Below are 15557 nucleotides of genomic sequence, written 5' to 3'. Positions count from 1 at the left end.
ACATCCTCGCGAAGCGTTGTTTCCTGAAGTGACGCGTTCGCCCCTCGCTGTATCTGTTTACCCAGCAGCTTGCCAAGCGCCATACGTCTCGTTGCGCTCATTTTCCCCTCTGGCATTCGCGCCATGTCTTCGCTTTCCGACTGCTCCAGATTCGGCCTGAGATGCCTTTGAATCGACGCGCCCCTGCACATTCCGCAAGGCACGCGCGCACTCGACATTATTAAAACTAAAATGCAGAACACACAAATTCAAAAATACAACGGCTATGCCGTCCAGCCTTCGGCGCATCGTTTGCCCGACGGTAGTTTTTCCTCCAACCTGCTGCTCGAGCGCGCCGATAGCGAGCGCGCCGACGGCCGTTACCAGTTCTATTCGCTAGATTACTTCACGAGTGAGGAGCAGGCGTTGCAGCACTCGACACGTTGGGCACGCAACTGGGTCGACACGCGCGGTTAAAGGCAACGCCCCAGTTCAGCACGCTCAACGCATCTTAGCCATCAGGACTCGTGCAATAAGGCGCGCGAAAATATCACGCGCGATCGATCGGTTACCTTCCGATTTGAGCCGGCGCTCAGTGCGAACCTCTGGATTTTCCATATCGATGTCTTTGGCAATTTACGCACGACATCGAAGTCGACGACACTCTTGAGCTTTCAGAGCAGGTCGAAGTGAGAACGCAGGCGCGGGCGGACGGCAATGCACACTGTTTAAGGCGTGTCCCTGGCGCGCACGAACACGGGTACCTTCTGCATAGATTCCGGTTCTGGCTCTAGCAGTCAGGGGGATTCCAGGGTGCTGCGATCAAAGCCGTCAGTATCAATCAGCATTTCGGCGTAGGCCACTGACGCGCGCCTTGCGTCGCCGGCATTCAAGAAGGGCCTCTTGCCGGGCACACGGAATAGGCGACTTCGTGGGCTGTCCGTCATGGAGTCCGGATCGCTGATGCGAATCGACGCATCGAATCCTTCCTCGTAGTTGTGACCATATCCCGGTTGAGTCGTGCGATGCGGATACACGAGTAGGGAAATATCGAGACCGCGATAATGGCGAATGGTTGTCATCAGGTCACTCCTTTTGGCCGCAGCAAGCAGCACGTTTTTGATCGTTGTGCAGGTTTGGCCGAAGGAGATATCCGAACGCCCCCGAGCGACACCGACGAGGCGACCGGAACGGAGTTTCCTGGCCAGCTGTCCGGTACACGGATACCTGAACTTCGTGCTTAACTTCCGCAGGCGTTCCCTCACCCGGCATTCCGCTCACGTTTGTCCGATCGCGCACCGCGCTGCCCCGAACTCACGAAGTGGGTCACTCTCCGTATCCTCGGCCAGCCTCATCGCGCGGCAGGCAGACGCTGTTGATGGTGGTGTTCTTGAAGAGTTTGCCACGTAAGCGTGGAGGTGGAACGAGGCAGACAGCCATCGCCCGGCCATCCAGGCAAACGCCATGACAATCCGGGCAGTGCCCCGCTTTTGTCAATCCTAACTTTCACGGTACGCGCGACAGTACCATCGGTCAATTCAATTCTGGTAACAGTCTCAGCGCCGCCCGGTGTAGCCCGTTCAGGGGTATAGTGAATCACCCCCTGTGGAGTGACCAACATGTCGACACACCCGTTTTTTCTCTACAAGGGGTACGAACTTCACCCCCTTGTCTTTCCCCGCACATTCAGTCGCTTTGACGGACATTCCCGTTACGCGGAAGGTTATGAAATTGCAGTACGGATATGTCGTCCGGCCGCGACAGCAATTCCCACCGCAAGCCGGGTCTTCAGGCTGAACCTAGCGCATACATTCTCTGACTTCGGTACGGCAAGGCGAGCCGCCCGGCAGCAGGGAAAGGACATCGTCGACGGAAAGGTGAGCGGCGCTTCGGTCATCGACATATGAAAACGCCGCTGACGGGCAGCATCCACCGATGTGCTCGACCATGCGACGAATTACTCTCTGCCTGATGGCCGATCTGATCGTCGCTCCCAGATGAAAGGTGGCCGGCACCTCCAGCCCTTTGGCGACCGCTATGGCAGCATTGCGCTGCGCAACGGACCCTTTACCCGGCGTTGAGCATTGGTTCATCTGTTTTCCGGCAAACGCGCGTCATTGCGGCCTGAGGAGCAGTTCGTTGCTCACGGATTGCACCCCCGGCACGCCGCGCGTCACGGCAAGCGCTTTCTGAATCTGTGCCTCCGAATCCACGTATCCAGACAACTGCACGACGCCTCGATACGTCGCGACGCTCATCGGCAAGGATCTCAGTTCCGGGTCCGCGACGAGCGCCTGCTTCACCCGGGCGGCGAGCGCAGCGTCGTCAGTGGCGATCTTCCCCGGCGCGGTCAAGGGCGGCGTCACCGTGGACTTACAGCCGCTGGTGAAGACGAACGCTGGCAACGCGAACGCCGCGACGATCAGCAACCGGCTTTTGATGTAAGGCGCGTTTCGCATGTCGGCTATGAAATCCTGCTTCGATAAGCGCTAAATGGTGGGCTGAAAAGCGGGCCGAGTGGCGAACGGATACAGCGGATCTCGGCTTACAAGCTACCTGTATTGGCAGGGCAACCCCTCGCGTCGATTTGGCGAGGTGAATCAGGCGTAGCAATTGCCCAGGTACGAGAGAGCGAGTATCTGACTATCGCCATTGCAGTTTCCCACGAACTGCATACGTTAGCTGATGACGGTATCTGAAGCAGTTTTCCCATGTCTGAGCCTGTCGATCCTCCCAATACCCGGGCGAGCGGGTTTCAAGGTGTCAGGCGAAGCGTGCTTGAACGCATACCAATGTCTGGCAGAAGTCTGATGTCCCGCATCAAGCCTATCGGCATGCCCATTTTCTAAAGAGATCGCCTAATCTGCCGATAAACAAGTCATCGTACAACAACGGGTTGAAAAAGCGGCATGAGAAACGTATCGGTTCGAAATAGTCTCCTGACTGTCTTCCTGATCTTTGCGGCGATGATTTTGCTGGGCGGCGTGATCGGTGTCGCCACGCTCAGCCGCGCGAATGCCAATCTCAACCGCATCCATCAGATCGCGACGCAGGAAATCCTCGTCAACGACGCATACAAGGACTCCACACGCACTCGAGCCGCGTTGACACGAGCCTACTCAGCGCTAAAGGAGCGCAACGACGAGACGACGCGAGACTCGGCATTGAAGAGCGCCGAAACGACGATGAACCGGGCGGCTGCGGAAACCGAGTCGTTTCGAAGCGCCGCCGTTTTTCGTGGGCAGGACGACGGGTTGAAGCAGCAGTTGATCGAATCGTCAGTCAACCTCGCCGCGATCCTGAAGAAAGCCTCCGATGCTCTGCGTGCCGGCGATACGAACGCCTACGCCGCTATCAACGATCACGACATTACGTCAACCGGTGTGGCGTATTCGGTGAATGTCGAGAAATTCCAGAGCATGGCTAACACGTTGTCGAACGATGCCATCGCGCAGGTCGATCGCGAATATACGTGGGTCGTCAGTCTGGTTATTTTCGGAGTGAGCGCGGCGCTGGCCCTGATCGTCGCTTCGCATTTCGCGCTGCGGCGCATCGTGACGGCTCCGCTGAACGACGCCGCCAATCTGCTCGATCGAATCGCGGCGAATGATCTGACAGCGCGCATCCCCGAGGCGAGCGGCAACGAGATCGGTCAGCTATTCGCGGCGATGCAGCGGATGCAGCGTGGTTTGGCTCAGACAGTGGCGAACGTGCGCAACAGTTGCGAGGCCATTTACGGCGGCGCGCGCGAGATTGCCGCGGGCAATGTGGATCTGTCGAGCCGCACAGAGCAGCAATCAGCGGCGCTGGAAGAAACCGCGGCCAGCATGGAGCAATTGACGTCCACCGTCAAACAGAACGCGGATAACGCGCAGCAGGCAAGCACACAGGCTTCGAGCGCAGCCGATGTCGCCGAGCATGGCGGCGAAGTGGTCGAGCGCGCCATCCAGACAATGAATGCAATCAGCCAGAGTTCGCGCAGGATCGCCGAGATCACCGGGATGATCGACAGCATCGCATTTCAGACCAATATCCTTGCGCTGAATGCGGCAGTCGAATCGGCACGGGCCGGTGAGCAGGGACGCGGCTTCGCCGTGGTCGCAAGCGAAGTTCGCAGTCTCGCTCTGCGCAGCGCGGACGCCGCCCGAGAGATCAAGGCCTTGATCGGCGTCTCGGTCCAGGATGTGGCTAACGGCAACAGCCTGGTCGCGCAGGCGGGTCAGGCGATGAAGGAGATTGTTAGCGCCGTGCGCGGCGTGGCCACCATCATGAATGAAATCAAGGCAGCAACGAACGAGCAGAGCACGGGCATCGAACAGGTCGGCCAGGCGGTTACGCAGATGGACCAGGCGACTCAACAGAATGCGGCACTCGTCGAAGAAGCCGCCGCTGCCGCGAGCGCGCTCGAACAGCAGGCGCAGTCAATGACGGATGCAGTCTCGGCATTCCGCCTCGCCGCGCAATAGAAGCTCCGATTGATCGAGGCAAAGCCGTGGTTGATTCAGACAATTCAAATCATTTCTAACTGGAATATGAACATGAACGTTAAAGGCTTCCTGGGCGCCACCGCAATTCTGATTGCCGGTGCTTCCCTCTGCTGCATTTCACAGGCCACGACGTACGCGTATGTATCGAATGCAGATAGTCAGGATATCTCGGTGTTCAGTCTCGACAAGTCGAACGGCTCGCTTGCGCCCGTGGAGACTGTTTCTGTCGGGGCAACGGTGATGCCGATGTCGTTTTCGCCAGATCATCTCCGGCTCTACGCAGGACTGCGCTCGAAGCCTTATCGCGTGGTGAGCTTTGCGGTCAATCCGCTCGATGGCCGGCTGATCGAACTCGGCAGGGCGCCGCTTGCGGATAGCATGGCGTATATCTCGACGGACGCAAACGGCCGTTACCTCTTTTCCGCGTCATATGGCGGCAACCTTCTGGCGGTGAATCAGATCGGCGCGGATGGTGTGGTCGGCAACGTACAGCAGACCGTCAAGACCGGCCCGATGGCTCATGCGATTCGCAACGCTCCGGACAACCGTTTCGTATTCGCGTCGGTACTCGGCGCGGATGCCTGGCTTCGTCTCAAGTTCGACTCCTCGAATGGGCAGTTGACCGAGGACACCGCGCCCGCCTATTCGTTGCCGCCGAAATCGGGACCACGCCACTTCGTATTCTCGCCGGATCATCGCTTCACGTACCTGATCGATGAACTCGACGGCAAGCTGCACGTACTCGCCTTCGATAGCACCCGCGACACCGTCAAGCCGGTCGAAACAGTCTCGATCCTGCCGCCCGATTTCTCCGGCGGCAATCCATGGGGGGCCGATCTCCACCTGACCCCGGACGGGCGATTCCTGTTTGCATCAGAGCGCACATCGAGCACGCTCGCGGCGTACAAGGTCAACGCTGCCTCTGGCAAGCTGACGCGTATCGGTACATACCAGACCGAAAAGCAACCGCGTGGATTCAATATCGATCCGTCCGGCAAGTACTTGCTGGCTGTCGGACAATTGTCGACGAGCCTTGGCGTTTACAACATCGATCGTAAGACTGGCAAGTTGAGTGCGATCGGACAGTATCCGGTCGGCAAGGGCGCGAACTGGGTTGAAATCGTTGAGTTCGACGGCACAAACGCCGATTGAGGTTTGATTCCCGGATCGCCGTGCGGTGAGCACGGCGTTCCTGATTCGGCTTTCACTGGGCGCCAGTCGCGTGCAGACGCGTCCGCTCCCTGGCGACGTCCAACAGCCGCGACCAGAAACTTCGACGAAGAAGACGCCGCAGACTCAATCTAGAGAGCGCTGGAACCGAGCAGCCTGAAAAGAACACGTGGATCGAAGGGTTTCTCGCACCGCGGGCAGCCGGCATAAGCAGGATCGAGCGCCTCGGCGCCATAGCCGGTTGTAAAGACAAAGTCGACGCTGTTCTCGGTCAGCCAGTCCGCGATCGGGTACGACTTCTGCCCGTGCAGATTAACGTCGAGCACCACGCCATTAAAGGCGTCCTTATTGGACTGGATGTATGCCAGCGCCTCGTCCGCCCAGCCGATCGGGCCCACAGCCGTTGCACCGGCCTCTTCGATCAGGCCACAAAGCGCCTGCGCAACGACGAAGTCGTCTTCGACAACCAGTATCCGGCGTCCCTGAAGTTCTGTACCCTGTCCCATCAGTTTTCCTCAGGTCTGGTGGGCAGCACTGGAACGTTTTCGATCAAACGGCATTTCGATCCGGCACGAAATCCCATCGTCACAAAAGAGCAGTTCTGCCTTTGCCCGCAAGGAGTAAGACAGCGCCTGTTCGATCAACTGTCGTCCGTAGCCACGTTTCGAAGGGTCGGGCGGGACGGCCAGACCGCTTTCCCGCCAATCCAGCAGTAGCAATGACTGGTCCTGCCCGATGTCTTCAACACGCCAGCGGATATCCAGCCGCCCCTGGCGGTTTTTTAGCGCTCCGTATTTCAACGCGTTCGTTGCGAGTTCGTGTATGGCCAGCATGATGTTCTGAACATATTCGAGGCCGAGGGGAACGCTCGGGCCGCTTATGGCAATATTGTTGTCAGCGTCGACACCGGCGATCGTTTCAACCTCCATGCGTACGATGTCGCCCAGATCGACATGCTCGCCCGCCGCTTTCCCGAGAATCCCCTGCAGACGCCCGAGGGCACGCAATCGCGAGGCAAATGCTTCAAGCGGCGGCTCCTTGCGCAAGGTCTGACGCGCGATTGATTCAACGAGTGCGAGAAGATTGCGCGTGCGATGCTGGAGTTCCGCAATCAGCACCTTCTGGCGTGCCTCGGCGTGGGTGAGGCCGGTAATATTCAGGAACGTGACCACCACACCTTCCGCCCGCCGGTCGCCATTGCGGTAGGGCGCGAGACGGACCAGATAATTGATCGCCTGGTCGTTGCTATCGACACGACGCTCGATCACTTCGCCCTCAGTCACCGTGCGCGCGATATCGCTGGCAAACTCCGGCATATTCAGCGGACTCGCCAGGTCGGTAATGGGCCGTCCCCGGTCGGCCGGACGGATACTGAATACGCTCGTCATGGCGGGCGTGAAGCTGCGAATCACGAGCTGCCGGTCCAGAAAAACTGTAGCGACCGCCGTGCTCTCGAACAGGTTTTGCAGATCGCTGTTTGCGCGATCGAGCGCTTCGATCTTCCCGTTCAGTTCGCTATTGACGGTGTGCAGTTCCTCGTTGAGCGAGACCAGTTCCTCCTTCGACGCTTCCAGCTCTTCGTTGGTCGACTGCATCTCCTCATTGACCGAAACAAGTTCCTCGTTCGACGACTTGAGTTCCTCCAGTGCGGTCTCGTATTCCTCGATCACGGATTGCAGGCGCTCGCGCGTGTCGCGCAGCTCCCGTTCCATCTGCACCGTCGTGCCGTCGTGCGCAGCGTGAGCACGACTTAATGCTTCTTCGCGGCTCAGGACCGCCCCCTGATCAATGAACAGAATCAGATAAAGCTGCTCAACGCCGGGCCGGCTGTTGAGCGGCTCGACCGTCACAGTGACCATCTGCACGCGTCCATCGTCTTCCTCAACCGGTATGCCTTCCTGTGTCACCGAGCGCCCGGATTCGACCGCTTCGCGGAACACCGTTCGTAGTTCGAGGCGAATGCCCTTGCGCGCCATGGTGAATATCTGACGCGAGGGAATGCCGGCGGGCGGTTCGAGATATTTGCCGGTCCGCGCTGAATAGTACGCAACATCACCGTCGCGATTGACGAGCACGTGAGGCGGCGAAAACCGCTCTAGCACCTGAGCATCGACCATCTCGCGCAGTGCAACACCGCCAACTTCCGTGCGCCGCGCCGTCAGCTCGCCCGCGCGACCGGTCCGCATCGACGAGACCATCAGCGGGAGTCGAAGGTGCGGTGCGGGCACCGACCGGCGACGGAAGATGCGATGTTTTTTCTCGACCGGTGCAAACAGATCGTCGAACTGACTGACGCTTTCCGATGTGCCAAGAAACAGGTAGCCGTCGGGACGCAACGCATAGTGGAACGTCGGAATGACCTGCCCCTGAACATCCTGGCCGAAATAGATCAGCAGGTTACGGCAGGAGACCAGGTCGATCCGGGAGAAAGGCGGGTCACGAATCACACTGTGCGGCGAGAAGATGCACAGGTCGCGCACCTCTTTGGCCACGACATAACTCGCGCCGTCGGGAATAAAAAAGCGGTCCCGGCGTTCGGGGGACACACTATCGAGTAACTGGCCAGGATATTTGGCTGCGCGCGCGACTGCAAGTGCCTGTTCGTCAATATCGCTGGCAAAGATCTGCACCCGGGGCACGATCGCAAGCTTATCCATGTGTTCGCGCAGCAGGATACCCAGCGAGTAGACCTCTTCCCCGGTCGCGCAACCGGGGACCCAGACGCGCACCACATCGTCCACTCCGCGCTCCTCGAAAAGCCGCGGGATGACGGTATTCGCGAGCTTTTCGAACGCTTCCGCGTCGCGAAAAAAGTTGGTCACGTTGATCAGAAGATCGCGGAACAGTGCGCCGACTTCCTGCGAATCGCGCCGCAGGTGTTCGACATAGACATCGACTGTCTCGGCATGGATTACCTGCATGCGCCGCTGCACGCGGCGCATGAAAGTCTTGGCCTTGTAGCCACTGAAGTCGTGACCGAGCTGGCCGCGCAGGATGCCGCAAATCTCCTTTCGCGCGTCATCGATCTGTTGCTGTTCCGCCGCGTTTTGGGCCTTGAAGGCGATATCGTCCAGCACATAGGTGCTATGGGCGAATTCAGCGAGTTTCGGCCCCATCTGTTCAACGGGGACGGCAAAGTCGATGAGCCCCGTGGCGATCGCACTCTCGGGCATGCTTGCGTGCTGCGGCCCGAATCCGTCCGCGATCTGCGCCATGGTGAGACCGCCGTGCTCCTTGACTGCCTTGATCCCGAGCGTGCCATCGGAGTCGCCGCCGGACAGAACGATGCCCACCGCCAGTTCGCCCTGGTCATTTGCCAGCTCGCTGAAAAAGATGTCAATGGGCTTGCGCTCGCGCCGGCTTGTACTCTGCACCTGAACCCGGAGATGGCCGTTCCCGATCCCGAGGACCACATTGGACGGCGCCACGTAGACGCTGTTTATCTCCACCCGCATACCGTCGGCCGCGACCTGTACCGGTAGCGCCGTATATCGCGCCATGATCTCGTGCAGCAGGCTCTCACGCTCCGGGCCGAGATGCGTCACGACGACAAGAGCAACGCCGGGCTCGGCAGGCATCCCGCGAAAGAAACCGTCCAGCGCCTCTATTCCCCCGGCCGAGGCGCCGACGCCGGCAACCGGGAACCGCGATGCATCGTTCACAAATCTCTCCCAGGCGTTTGCGTCGGCAGTTCGCGGTCGTCATCGCGAGTGCCCGAGGCCGGGGTGCGATTGGCCGGCGCAACGGTATTCTGGGTGGACGGTCCCCGGTTCGACAACTGTGATTCCAGCAGGCGAAGCGCCTCCCGCACCACCTCGCTCGCAGTGCGGTAACGGCCCGAGGCCACCTGCTCGTTGACAAGGTGACACAGGTGCTCCGTCAGCGACACGCTGAGTGCGTATTTGCTCGACATGGGTGGCCCTCTCCAAAGCATAGCCTTCTAACGGTACTACCTTGTCGTACCCGAGTCCATGGGCGCGCTCCCTTCAGATTTTGTCTCGCGCAGTGTTCGGCCAGGCGCAGCTCGTCGCTGTGATCGTGCGAGGTTGTCGTGAAGTTAGGTGATGCCCGAACGCCCGGACGCGGGGGGAACGGCCGTTTCGGGCGCGACCTGGGAAAGGACATTCAACCGGCGCCATCGAATGGCCACAGTTCGGCGGCGCAGAGCCGACGTTGAAGTTACGTCTACGTTCGCTAGCCAGCTGGACTATTCCAGGCCGGGGGCACGCAGAAGCATGTCGATGGGGCGCGCCTCCGCTCGGATCGCAACGTCGGGCGCAAGACTCACACGCTGAAATGGGCGCGTCGACCGGCTGGAAGCCGCGTACGGCGTGCATCTGCCTCGTGTTCAGTAGCGCCCGTGCGCGACGGACATTACTCCGCGTAGGCTGCCATCACCAGCCATATATCGCGCTGCGATAAACAAGCGGTTGGCGCTTCCAGTCGTTGAAACAGTCCCTGATGTGCCGGAAATCACCACCGCAGATATTGACCTGTCTACCGTTATTGGCTGGCGCCCGATGCTGCCGCCGGGCCGCTTGCGGCGCCCATCGCCCCGGTCGCTGCGGGGTTAGCCATCGGGCCGCTACTGCCCGCCGCTGCGCCGCTGGTCGCGCTACTGTTGTCCGCCCGCTTGCATCCAGATGCACCCATCGCCAGCAGCACGACCGACGCCGCAATTACAAAATGTCTCGCAGTTAGTTTCATCGCAGATTCCTCCTGGCCTGGCTGCAATCCGGCTTTCGGTGAATGGCATGCACGCGACTTGCGGGCCTGTTGCACTTCGACCGGTCATTGGAATTGGCGCAAATTACATGCCCCATACACTCGCGCGTCTTCACGAGCGGGCGCTGCGGGCGGATTTAGGGGAAGTGGTGCCGGTAGGGCTTGCGGAGACAGGCATGCTCAAAATTACAACGCTACGTAAATCTCCCACGTGTCATCCGGATTCGCCGGTACCGCAGTGCAAGGTCAAATCGCTTACGGATTACCGGAATTCGCTCCAATGAGGGGACTTTCGGATAACTTCAGTGGATCGGCGAGCCCTAGTCTGGCGCTTCTTCACGCATCGACGATTCTTTCCTATGCTTGAAGCAACGCCGAGCCCGCCGAAGCTTCCATCCGACGGACCGGGCACGCACTCTAACCCGCAGCCGGCAACACTATAAGGAGCAACCACGATGAAAATTCAACGAAACGCTCCCCGGATCGCGTCGACTCTGCTCGCCGCGGCATTCACACTCGTTCAGGCAAGCGTCGCAATGGCGCAAACGGATGCTCCGCAGACCGCCAGCGAGATTCATAGAACTGGCATGCCAGCGACGCAGCAACAGGGCGACATATCGTTCGTGTCCGGCGGAGTCGGTCGCGACGAGTCAACCGCGCTGCGGCAGGCACGAAGGCAATGGCCGCTGTCTTTGCAGTTCACCGGTCCCGGTGCGAGCTATGTGGCCGACGTCCAGGTGCAGATTGGCAAAGCTGGCGGCGCAACGGTGCTCGATACCACTTCGCATGGGCCGTACATGCTCGTGCGGCTGCCTCAAGGGCGCTATACGGTCAGCGCCACCTACAGCGGCGTTACCAGAAAGCAAAACGTGAACGTCCGCGGCAATGGCAGCGCGCGCGCGACGTTCGCGTTTCCGTCGAGTCACTGAGCGCTCGCGGCGGCGCGCCGAAGGTCGTGCGTGCCGTATTCGGTTGGCGAAAGAACCGGGGGCCGGGAAGGTCGGAAAGGGAGCCGGTGAATATCGGCTTTCACAAAATGTGAACGAGTCTCACGAAGCCTCATGCTTGAGCACGTTCCTCCCGTTTGGCCCGAGCAACGGCAAGTCGCGGATCCGCACGCCGGTCGCGTCGTCGATCGCGTTCGCGAGCGCCGCGGCGGCCGGGCCTTGCGCCGCTTCTCCGACACCGAGAAATGGCAGGCCCGGCCGGTCGATCAACAGCACGTCCACGCGTCGGGGTACGGACGAGAAGCGCATGATCGGGTAAGTGCTCCAGTCGAAGCTCGTGATGCGTTGCTGGTCGAAATGCGTTTCTTCATAGAGCGTCCAGCTCGTGGTTTGCAGAATGCCGCCTTCGATCTGATTGCGCACGCCGTCCGGATTCACGATCTGCCCACAATCGACGGCCGCTACGACGCGCTCGATACTGAGCTCGCCGGTATCGCGCATGACCGTCACGTCCATCGCGACGGCAAGGTAGGCCATCAGGTTCTTGTATTGGGCAAACGCAAAGCCGGTACCGTGCGAGCGCGAGCTCGCCTCGCCGGTTCGCCCGGTGCGGGCTCGCCAGCCGAATTGATCGACCACGGCGCGAATGACGTCACGGGCGCGCGGATCATCGAGATGTTTGAGGCGAAATGCAACCGGATCGACGTGCGCGGCGGTGGCGAGCTCGTCGATGAAGCTCTCGATCGCGAACACGTTCATGTGCGCGCCCAGCGAGCGCATGGCGGACACGCGTATCGGCATCGCGGGCACGAAATGATGCCGTACGTGCAGGCTGGGCACGCGGTAAAGCGGAATGCTGTTGCGGTCGCCTCCGCCTTCCGGCAACGGAATCGGCTTCGGCGGCGCGGGGGTGAACGGTTGCGCCAGCAGTTGCGCGGGCAAAAGACGGCCCGCATTCTCGATGCGGTTGTTATGCGTGTTGCTCCATAGCTCGTAACGCCAGTCGGCAATCGTGCCTGCCGCATCGAACGTTGCGCTCGCCTCGACTGTCATTGCCGGGCCGAACGGCTCCCACAGGTGTTCCTGTTCGCGCATGAATTGCACGCGCACCGGGCGGCCAGGCAGCTCCCGTGCGATGAGGGCGGCGTCGGCCGCGACATCGTCCGCGCCGTTGTGTCCGTAGCACCCCGAACCTTCCATATGCACGCAGCGCACCTGGCCGGGCGGCATGGCGAGCATGCCGGCGATGCCTGCACGCAGCGGGTAGACGCCTTGCGTGTGCGTCCACACGGTCATCACACCGTTGTCGAGCTGCGCGACCGCGCATGATGGCCCAATCGAGCCATGCGTCAGATACGGCCTTGAATAGCGCGCCCGCAACGTCGCCCCGGGCGCGGCCGCGCCGGTCACTTCGTCCTGATCGTGCTGGTCGGCCACCGCGATTTCCTGTGAAGGCAGAGTCATCAGCAACGCGTGGATGTTCGCCGGATCGGGCAAGGGCGGCCCGGGCCGCCATTGCGCGGCGAGCGCGAGCTCACGCATCGCGAGGATCGCGCGCCATTCGTCGTCGGCGACCACCGCGAGGTAGTTGCCGTTGTGCACGACCTTGATGACGCCGGGCAGCGCCTCGACGCGCCCGCTATCGACTGCAACGAGGCTCGCGCCATAAGACGGCGGCCGGACGACGCGGGCATGCAGCATTCCGTGCAGCCGCAGATCCTGGACATAGCTGGCGCCGCCCGTCACCTTGCCCGGAATATCCACGCGCGGCAGCGCATGGCCAATCACGGCGTACGACGATGGCGGCTTGGTCGCTGCATCGGGCTGTGCGTTCTGATGGAGGTTCGCGTAACGCACGGCTTCGCCATAGGTCACCCGTCTTCCGTCGGCCGCAATGATGGCGCCGTCGCGTGTAGTGAGTGCCGATGCGGCGACGCCCAGCTGCGAGGCCGCGCTCGCGACGAGCAGCGTGCGCACCTGAGCCGCGGCGTTGAGGATCGCGCTGCCGCTGTCCGCCATCGTGTGACTGCCTGCAGTGTAGCCTTCGTTCGGCGTTTCGGCGGTGTCGGCGGTGATCAGCTCGATCGCATCAGGCGCGAGATCCAGCTCTTCCGCGGCGACCTGCAGCAGCGCGGTGCGAATGCCCGTGCCAAGCTCCGCTTTGCCCGTGCATACGCTCACGTGGCCGTCAGGGGTGACCTTGATCCACGCATCGAGCAACGGCGTGGTTTTGAGACTGCCCGGCAGTTTCGGAGCGTTCGCGGTGAAAGTGCCCGCTTCGGTGGTGGTTTGCGCGAGCGCGGCCATGCCAGGCACGATCGCGAAGCTCACCATCAGCGAGCCGCCAACGACGAAGCGGCGCCGCGCGGGGTCATCCGGGCCGCCGTCGCGAGCGACGGGGAATGGGCGGCCGTCGCTCACGACTGTGCTCCGCCGTCCGCACGCGGCGAAGCCGTCGCGACTTGCTGGATCGCCGCGAGAATGCGCATGTGCGTGCCGCAGCGGCACAGGTTCGGCTGCATGTGGCGGCGAATCTGTTCATCGGTTGGGTGCGGGGTTCGCTCCAGCAGCGTGTGCGCGCGCATGATCATGCCGGCGATGCAATAGCCGCATTGCGCGGCTTGCTCGCTAATGAAGGCTTGCTGAAGTGGTCCCGGATGTTCTGCGGTGCCAAGTCCTTCGACGGTTCCCACTGGCCGATCGCCAATGGCCACGACCGGCATCAGGCACGAGAACACCGGCTCGCCGCCGACGCTGACCGTGCATGCGCCGCATTGACCGAGACCGCAGCCGAACTTTGCGCCATCGAGCTGCAACTGGTTGCGCAGCACATAGAGCAGCGGCGTGGACGGGTCGACCTCGACCGTATGACTGACACCGTTGACGTTGAGTGTGATCATCGTGGCAGGCCGTCCTTGCGAAAATGCGCGACCGCGTCGGCGTCGAGCGAGGGCCATGAGCCGCGTGCGGTGAAGCGTTCGCGCGTGTAGTTGGCGAGTTCCGCTATCTGCGCGTCTGTGAATGTGTTGGCGAATGATGGCATGAAGGGCGCGCTATCGCTCTCGTGCCAGTCGATTCCATCGAGGATGATGCGAACCGTGTTGCGTGGGCTGTCGGCGTTGACGGCCGTGGAAAGGGACAGCGGCGGTCGGGCACCATCGGTCGACATCGGCGCGCCTTGCGCATGGCACGATGCGCAGGCCGCCGCGAAAAGATTCGCGCCGCTGCGGGGCGAGGTCGAAACGGGCACGCTCGCAGCGGAAGCGGGGGGTGAAGCGACGGCATGCTCGGGCCCGCTTCGGGCCCCGGCTGGCAGCGCCAGCAGATAGGCGGAAATCGCGTCTACGTCGGAGGCGGAAGCGTCGGCGAGCATGCGCGTGACGGGGCGCATCGAACCCGCCGCCGCCCCATGTTCGCTCGCGAGGCCGGTGCGCAGATAGCTGACGAGCTGTGCCTGCGTCCAGGGCGTCGGGCGTGCCGCGAGGTCGGTGAGCGCGGGAGCATCCCATCCCTCGATCGTGCCGCCTTGCAGCGCGCGGTCGCGGCGCTCGGCACCGAGCCGGTTGAGCGGCGTGTGGCACGCGCCGCAATGACCGAGGCTTTCGACCAGGTAACGCCCACGTGCGACGTCTGACGCTTCGGACGGGGACGGCGCTGCTTCGTCGCCGGTATGCAGGTAAAGAAGATTCCACACGGCCATGATGGGCCTGAAGCCGAGCGGGAAAATCAGCTCGTTGTGCGGCGTAGGAGCGCTGATCGGAGCGCGACTCATCAGCCACGCATACAGCGAGCCGATATCGGCATCGTTGATGTGCGTGAAGTGCGGATACGGGAACGCGGGATACAGCAGATGGCCGTCGCTGGACACGCCGCGCCGCATCGCGCGTGCGAACGCGTCGAGCGACCAGCGCCCGATACCGGTGTCGTCGTCCGGGGTGATGTTGGTCGAGTAAATGACGCCGAAGGGTGTTTGCAGCGGCAGTCCGCCTGCGAGGGGCTGGCCGCCCGTCGCGGTGTGGCACGAAACGCAATCGCCAACGGCGGCGAGTTTCGCGCCGCGCGCCGCGGCCGCGGTATCGCTGCTGGCTACCACGGGTGCGGTCACGGGTGCGGTCACGGGACTCGGCGCGGGCTCCCCGGCATGCGCGGCGTATCCGCGGTATGCGCCCATCAGGGCAACCACGATAACGGCCACGCCTGCCATTACCGCCCGTCTGCCTTTCATCTAGCCTCCATCGCCAGGCCGCCA

The 15557-nt window shown here is 61.7% G+C and carries 13 protein-coding genes; 5 read left to right on the top strand and 8 right to left on the bottom strand.

All coding sequences use genetic code 11. The features are described 5' to 3' along the window. The first annotated feature begins 231 nt into the window (after window positions 1–231). A complete protein-coding gene (locus tag OKW43_RS04015; protein WP_429445415.1) occupies window positions 232–456 on the top strand; it encodes a hypothetical protein in 225 nt (74 codons plus the stop codon). Window positions 457–776: 320 nt separating this feature from the next. Here the strand turns inward: OKW43_RS04015 and OKW43_RS04010 are convergent, their stop codons facing one another. Continuing rightward, window positions 777–1061, bottom strand: coding sequence for a hypothetical protein (locus tag OKW43_RS04010; RefSeq protein WP_187633421.1), 285 nt, complete (start codon window positions 1059–1061; stop codon window positions 777–779). Window positions 1062–1598: 537 nt separating this feature from the next. Here OKW43_RS04010 and OKW43_RS04005 point away from each other — a divergent pair. Beyond that, complete coding sequence (locus OKW43_RS04005) at window positions 1599–1886, top strand: hypothetical protein (protein ID WP_187633420.1); 288 nt, start codon at window positions 1599–1601, stop codon at window positions 1884–1886. A gap of 207 nt (window positions 1887–2093) precedes the next feature. Here the strand turns inward: OKW43_RS04005 and OKW43_RS04000 are convergent, their stop codons facing one another. Further along, window positions 2094–2438: a BON domain-containing protein gene (locus OKW43_RS04000; RefSeq protein ID WP_429445413.1), complete on the bottom strand. Its 345-nt coding sequence runs from the start codon at window positions 2436–2438 to the stop codon at window positions 2094–2096. 450 nt (window positions 2439–2888) lie between these two features. Here OKW43_RS04000 and OKW43_RS03995 point away from each other — a divergent pair, with 450 nt between their 5' ends. Continuing rightward, entirely contained in the window at window positions 2889–4445 is a 1557-nt protein-coding gene (locus OKW43_RS03995; protein ID WP_187633418.1) for a methyl-accepting chemotaxis protein, read from the top strand. Window positions 4446–4511: 66 nt separating this feature from the next. Next, the gene (locus OKW43_RS03990; RefSeq protein WP_429445410.1) at window positions 4512–5618 is read left to right on the top strand and encodes a lactonase family protein; all 1107 of its coding nucleotides are present in this window, start codon (window positions 4512–4514) and stop codon (window positions 5616–5618) included. Between the two features lie 149 nt (window positions 5619–5767). On the opposite strand, the gene OKW43_RS03985 is transcribed toward OKW43_RS03990, so the two are convergent. From OKW43_RS03985 to OKW43_RS03975, 3 genes are read right to left on the bottom strand one after another with little or no spacing between them, the layout of a single operon-like run. Further along, window positions 5768–6142, bottom strand: coding sequence for a response regulator (locus OKW43_RS03985; protein WP_187633417.1), 375 nt, complete (start codon window positions 6140–6142; stop codon window positions 5768–5770). A 9-nt stretch (window positions 6143–6151) separates the two neighbouring features. After that, window positions 6152–9298, bottom strand: coding sequence for a CheR family methyltransferase (locus OKW43_RS03980; protein ID WP_429445408.1), 3147 nt, complete (start codon window positions 9296–9298; stop codon window positions 6152–6154). Next, complete coding sequence (locus tag OKW43_RS03975; RefSeq protein ID WP_187633415.1) at window positions 9295–9549, bottom strand: type II toxin-antitoxin system ParD family antitoxin; 255 nt, start codon at window positions 9547–9549, stop codon at window positions 9295–9297. The genes OKW43_RS03980 and OKW43_RS03975 overlap by 4 nt, the downstream gene beginning before the upstream one ends. Before the next feature lie 1267 nt (window positions 9550–10816). Here OKW43_RS03975 and OKW43_RS03970 point away from each other — a divergent pair. After that, on the top strand, window positions 10817–11290 hold the full coding sequence (locus OKW43_RS03970; RefSeq protein WP_429445406.1) for a carboxypeptidase regulatory-like domain-containing protein: 474 nt from the start codon (window positions 10817–10819) through the stop codon (window positions 11288–11290). 120 nt (window positions 11291–11410) lie between these two features. Here the strand turns inward: OKW43_RS03970 and OKW43_RS03965 are convergent, their stop codons facing one another. From OKW43_RS03965 to OKW43_RS03955, 3 genes are read right to left on the bottom strand one after another with little or no spacing between them, the layout of a single operon-like run. Beyond that, the gene (locus tag OKW43_RS03965; protein ID WP_429445404.1) at window positions 11411–13729 is read right to left on the bottom strand and encodes a molybdopterin cofactor-binding domain-containing protein; all 2319 of its coding nucleotides are present in this window, start codon (window positions 13727–13729) and stop codon (window positions 11411–11413) included. Continuing rightward, a complete protein-coding gene (locus tag OKW43_RS03960) occupies window positions 13726–14208 on the bottom strand; it encodes a (2Fe-2S)-binding protein (protein ID WP_187633412.1) in 483 nt (160 codons plus the stop codon). The genes OKW43_RS03965 and OKW43_RS03960 overlap by 4 nt, the downstream gene beginning before the upstream one ends. Next, the gene (locus OKW43_RS03955; RefSeq protein WP_187633411.1) at window positions 14205–15533 is read right to left on the bottom strand and encodes a c-type cytochrome; all 1329 of its coding nucleotides are present in this window, start codon (window positions 15531–15533) and stop codon (window positions 14205–14207) included. The genes OKW43_RS03960 and OKW43_RS03955 overlap by 4 nt, the downstream gene beginning before the upstream one ends. Between the last annotated feature and the right edge of the window lie 24 nt (window positions 15534–15557).

The sequence above is a fragment of the Paraburkholderia sp. WC7.3g genome, assembly GCF_050436345.1.
GTDB lineage: Bacteria > Pseudomonadota > Gammaproteobacteria > Burkholderiales > Burkholderiaceae > Paraburkholderia > Paraburkholderia podalyriae.
This window is presented reverse-complemented; position numbering and strand designations above follow the sequence as displayed.

Coding starts and splice junctions, on each gene's coding strand:
- OKW43_RS04015 (WP_429445415.1), top strand. CDS start 232: ATGCAGAACACACAAATTCAAAAATACAACGGCTATGCCGTCCAGCCT.
- OKW43_RS04010 (WP_187633421.1), bottom strand. CDS start 1,061: ATGACAACCATTCGCCATTATCGCGGTCTCGATATTTCCCTACTCGTG.
- OKW43_RS04005 (WP_187633420.1), top strand. CDS start 1,599: ATGTCGACACACCCGTTTTTTCTCTACAAGGGGTACGAACTTCACCCC.
- OKW43_RS04000 (WP_429445413.1), bottom strand. CDS start 2,438: ATGCGAAACGCGCCTTACATCAAAAGCCGGTTGCTGATCGTCGCGGCG.
- OKW43_RS03995 (WP_187633418.1), top strand. CDS start 2,889: ATGAGAAACGTATCGGTTCGAAATAGTCTCCTGACTGTCTTCCTGATC.
- OKW43_RS03990 (WP_429445410.1), top strand. CDS start 4,512: ATGAACATGAACGTTAAAGGCTTCCTGGGCGCCACCGCAATTCTGATT.
- OKW43_RS03985 (WP_187633417.1), bottom strand. CDS start 6,142: ATGGGACAGGGTACAGAACTTCAGGGACGCCGGATACTGGTTGTCGAA.
- OKW43_RS03975 (WP_187633415.1), bottom strand. CDS start 9,549: ATGTCGAGCAAATACGCACTCAGCGTGTCGCTGACGGAGCACCTGTGT.
- OKW43_RS03970 (WP_429445406.1), top strand. CDS start 10,817: ATGAAAATTCAACGAAACGCTCCCCGGATCGCGTCGACTCTGCTCGCC.
- OKW43_RS03960 (WP_187633412.1), bottom strand. CDS start 14,208: ATGATCACACTCAACGTCAACGGTGTCAGTCATACGGTCGAGGTCGAC.
- OKW43_RS03955 (WP_187633411.1), bottom strand. CDS start 15,533: ATGAAAGGCAGACGGGCGGTAATGGCAGGCGTGGCCGTTATCGTGGTT.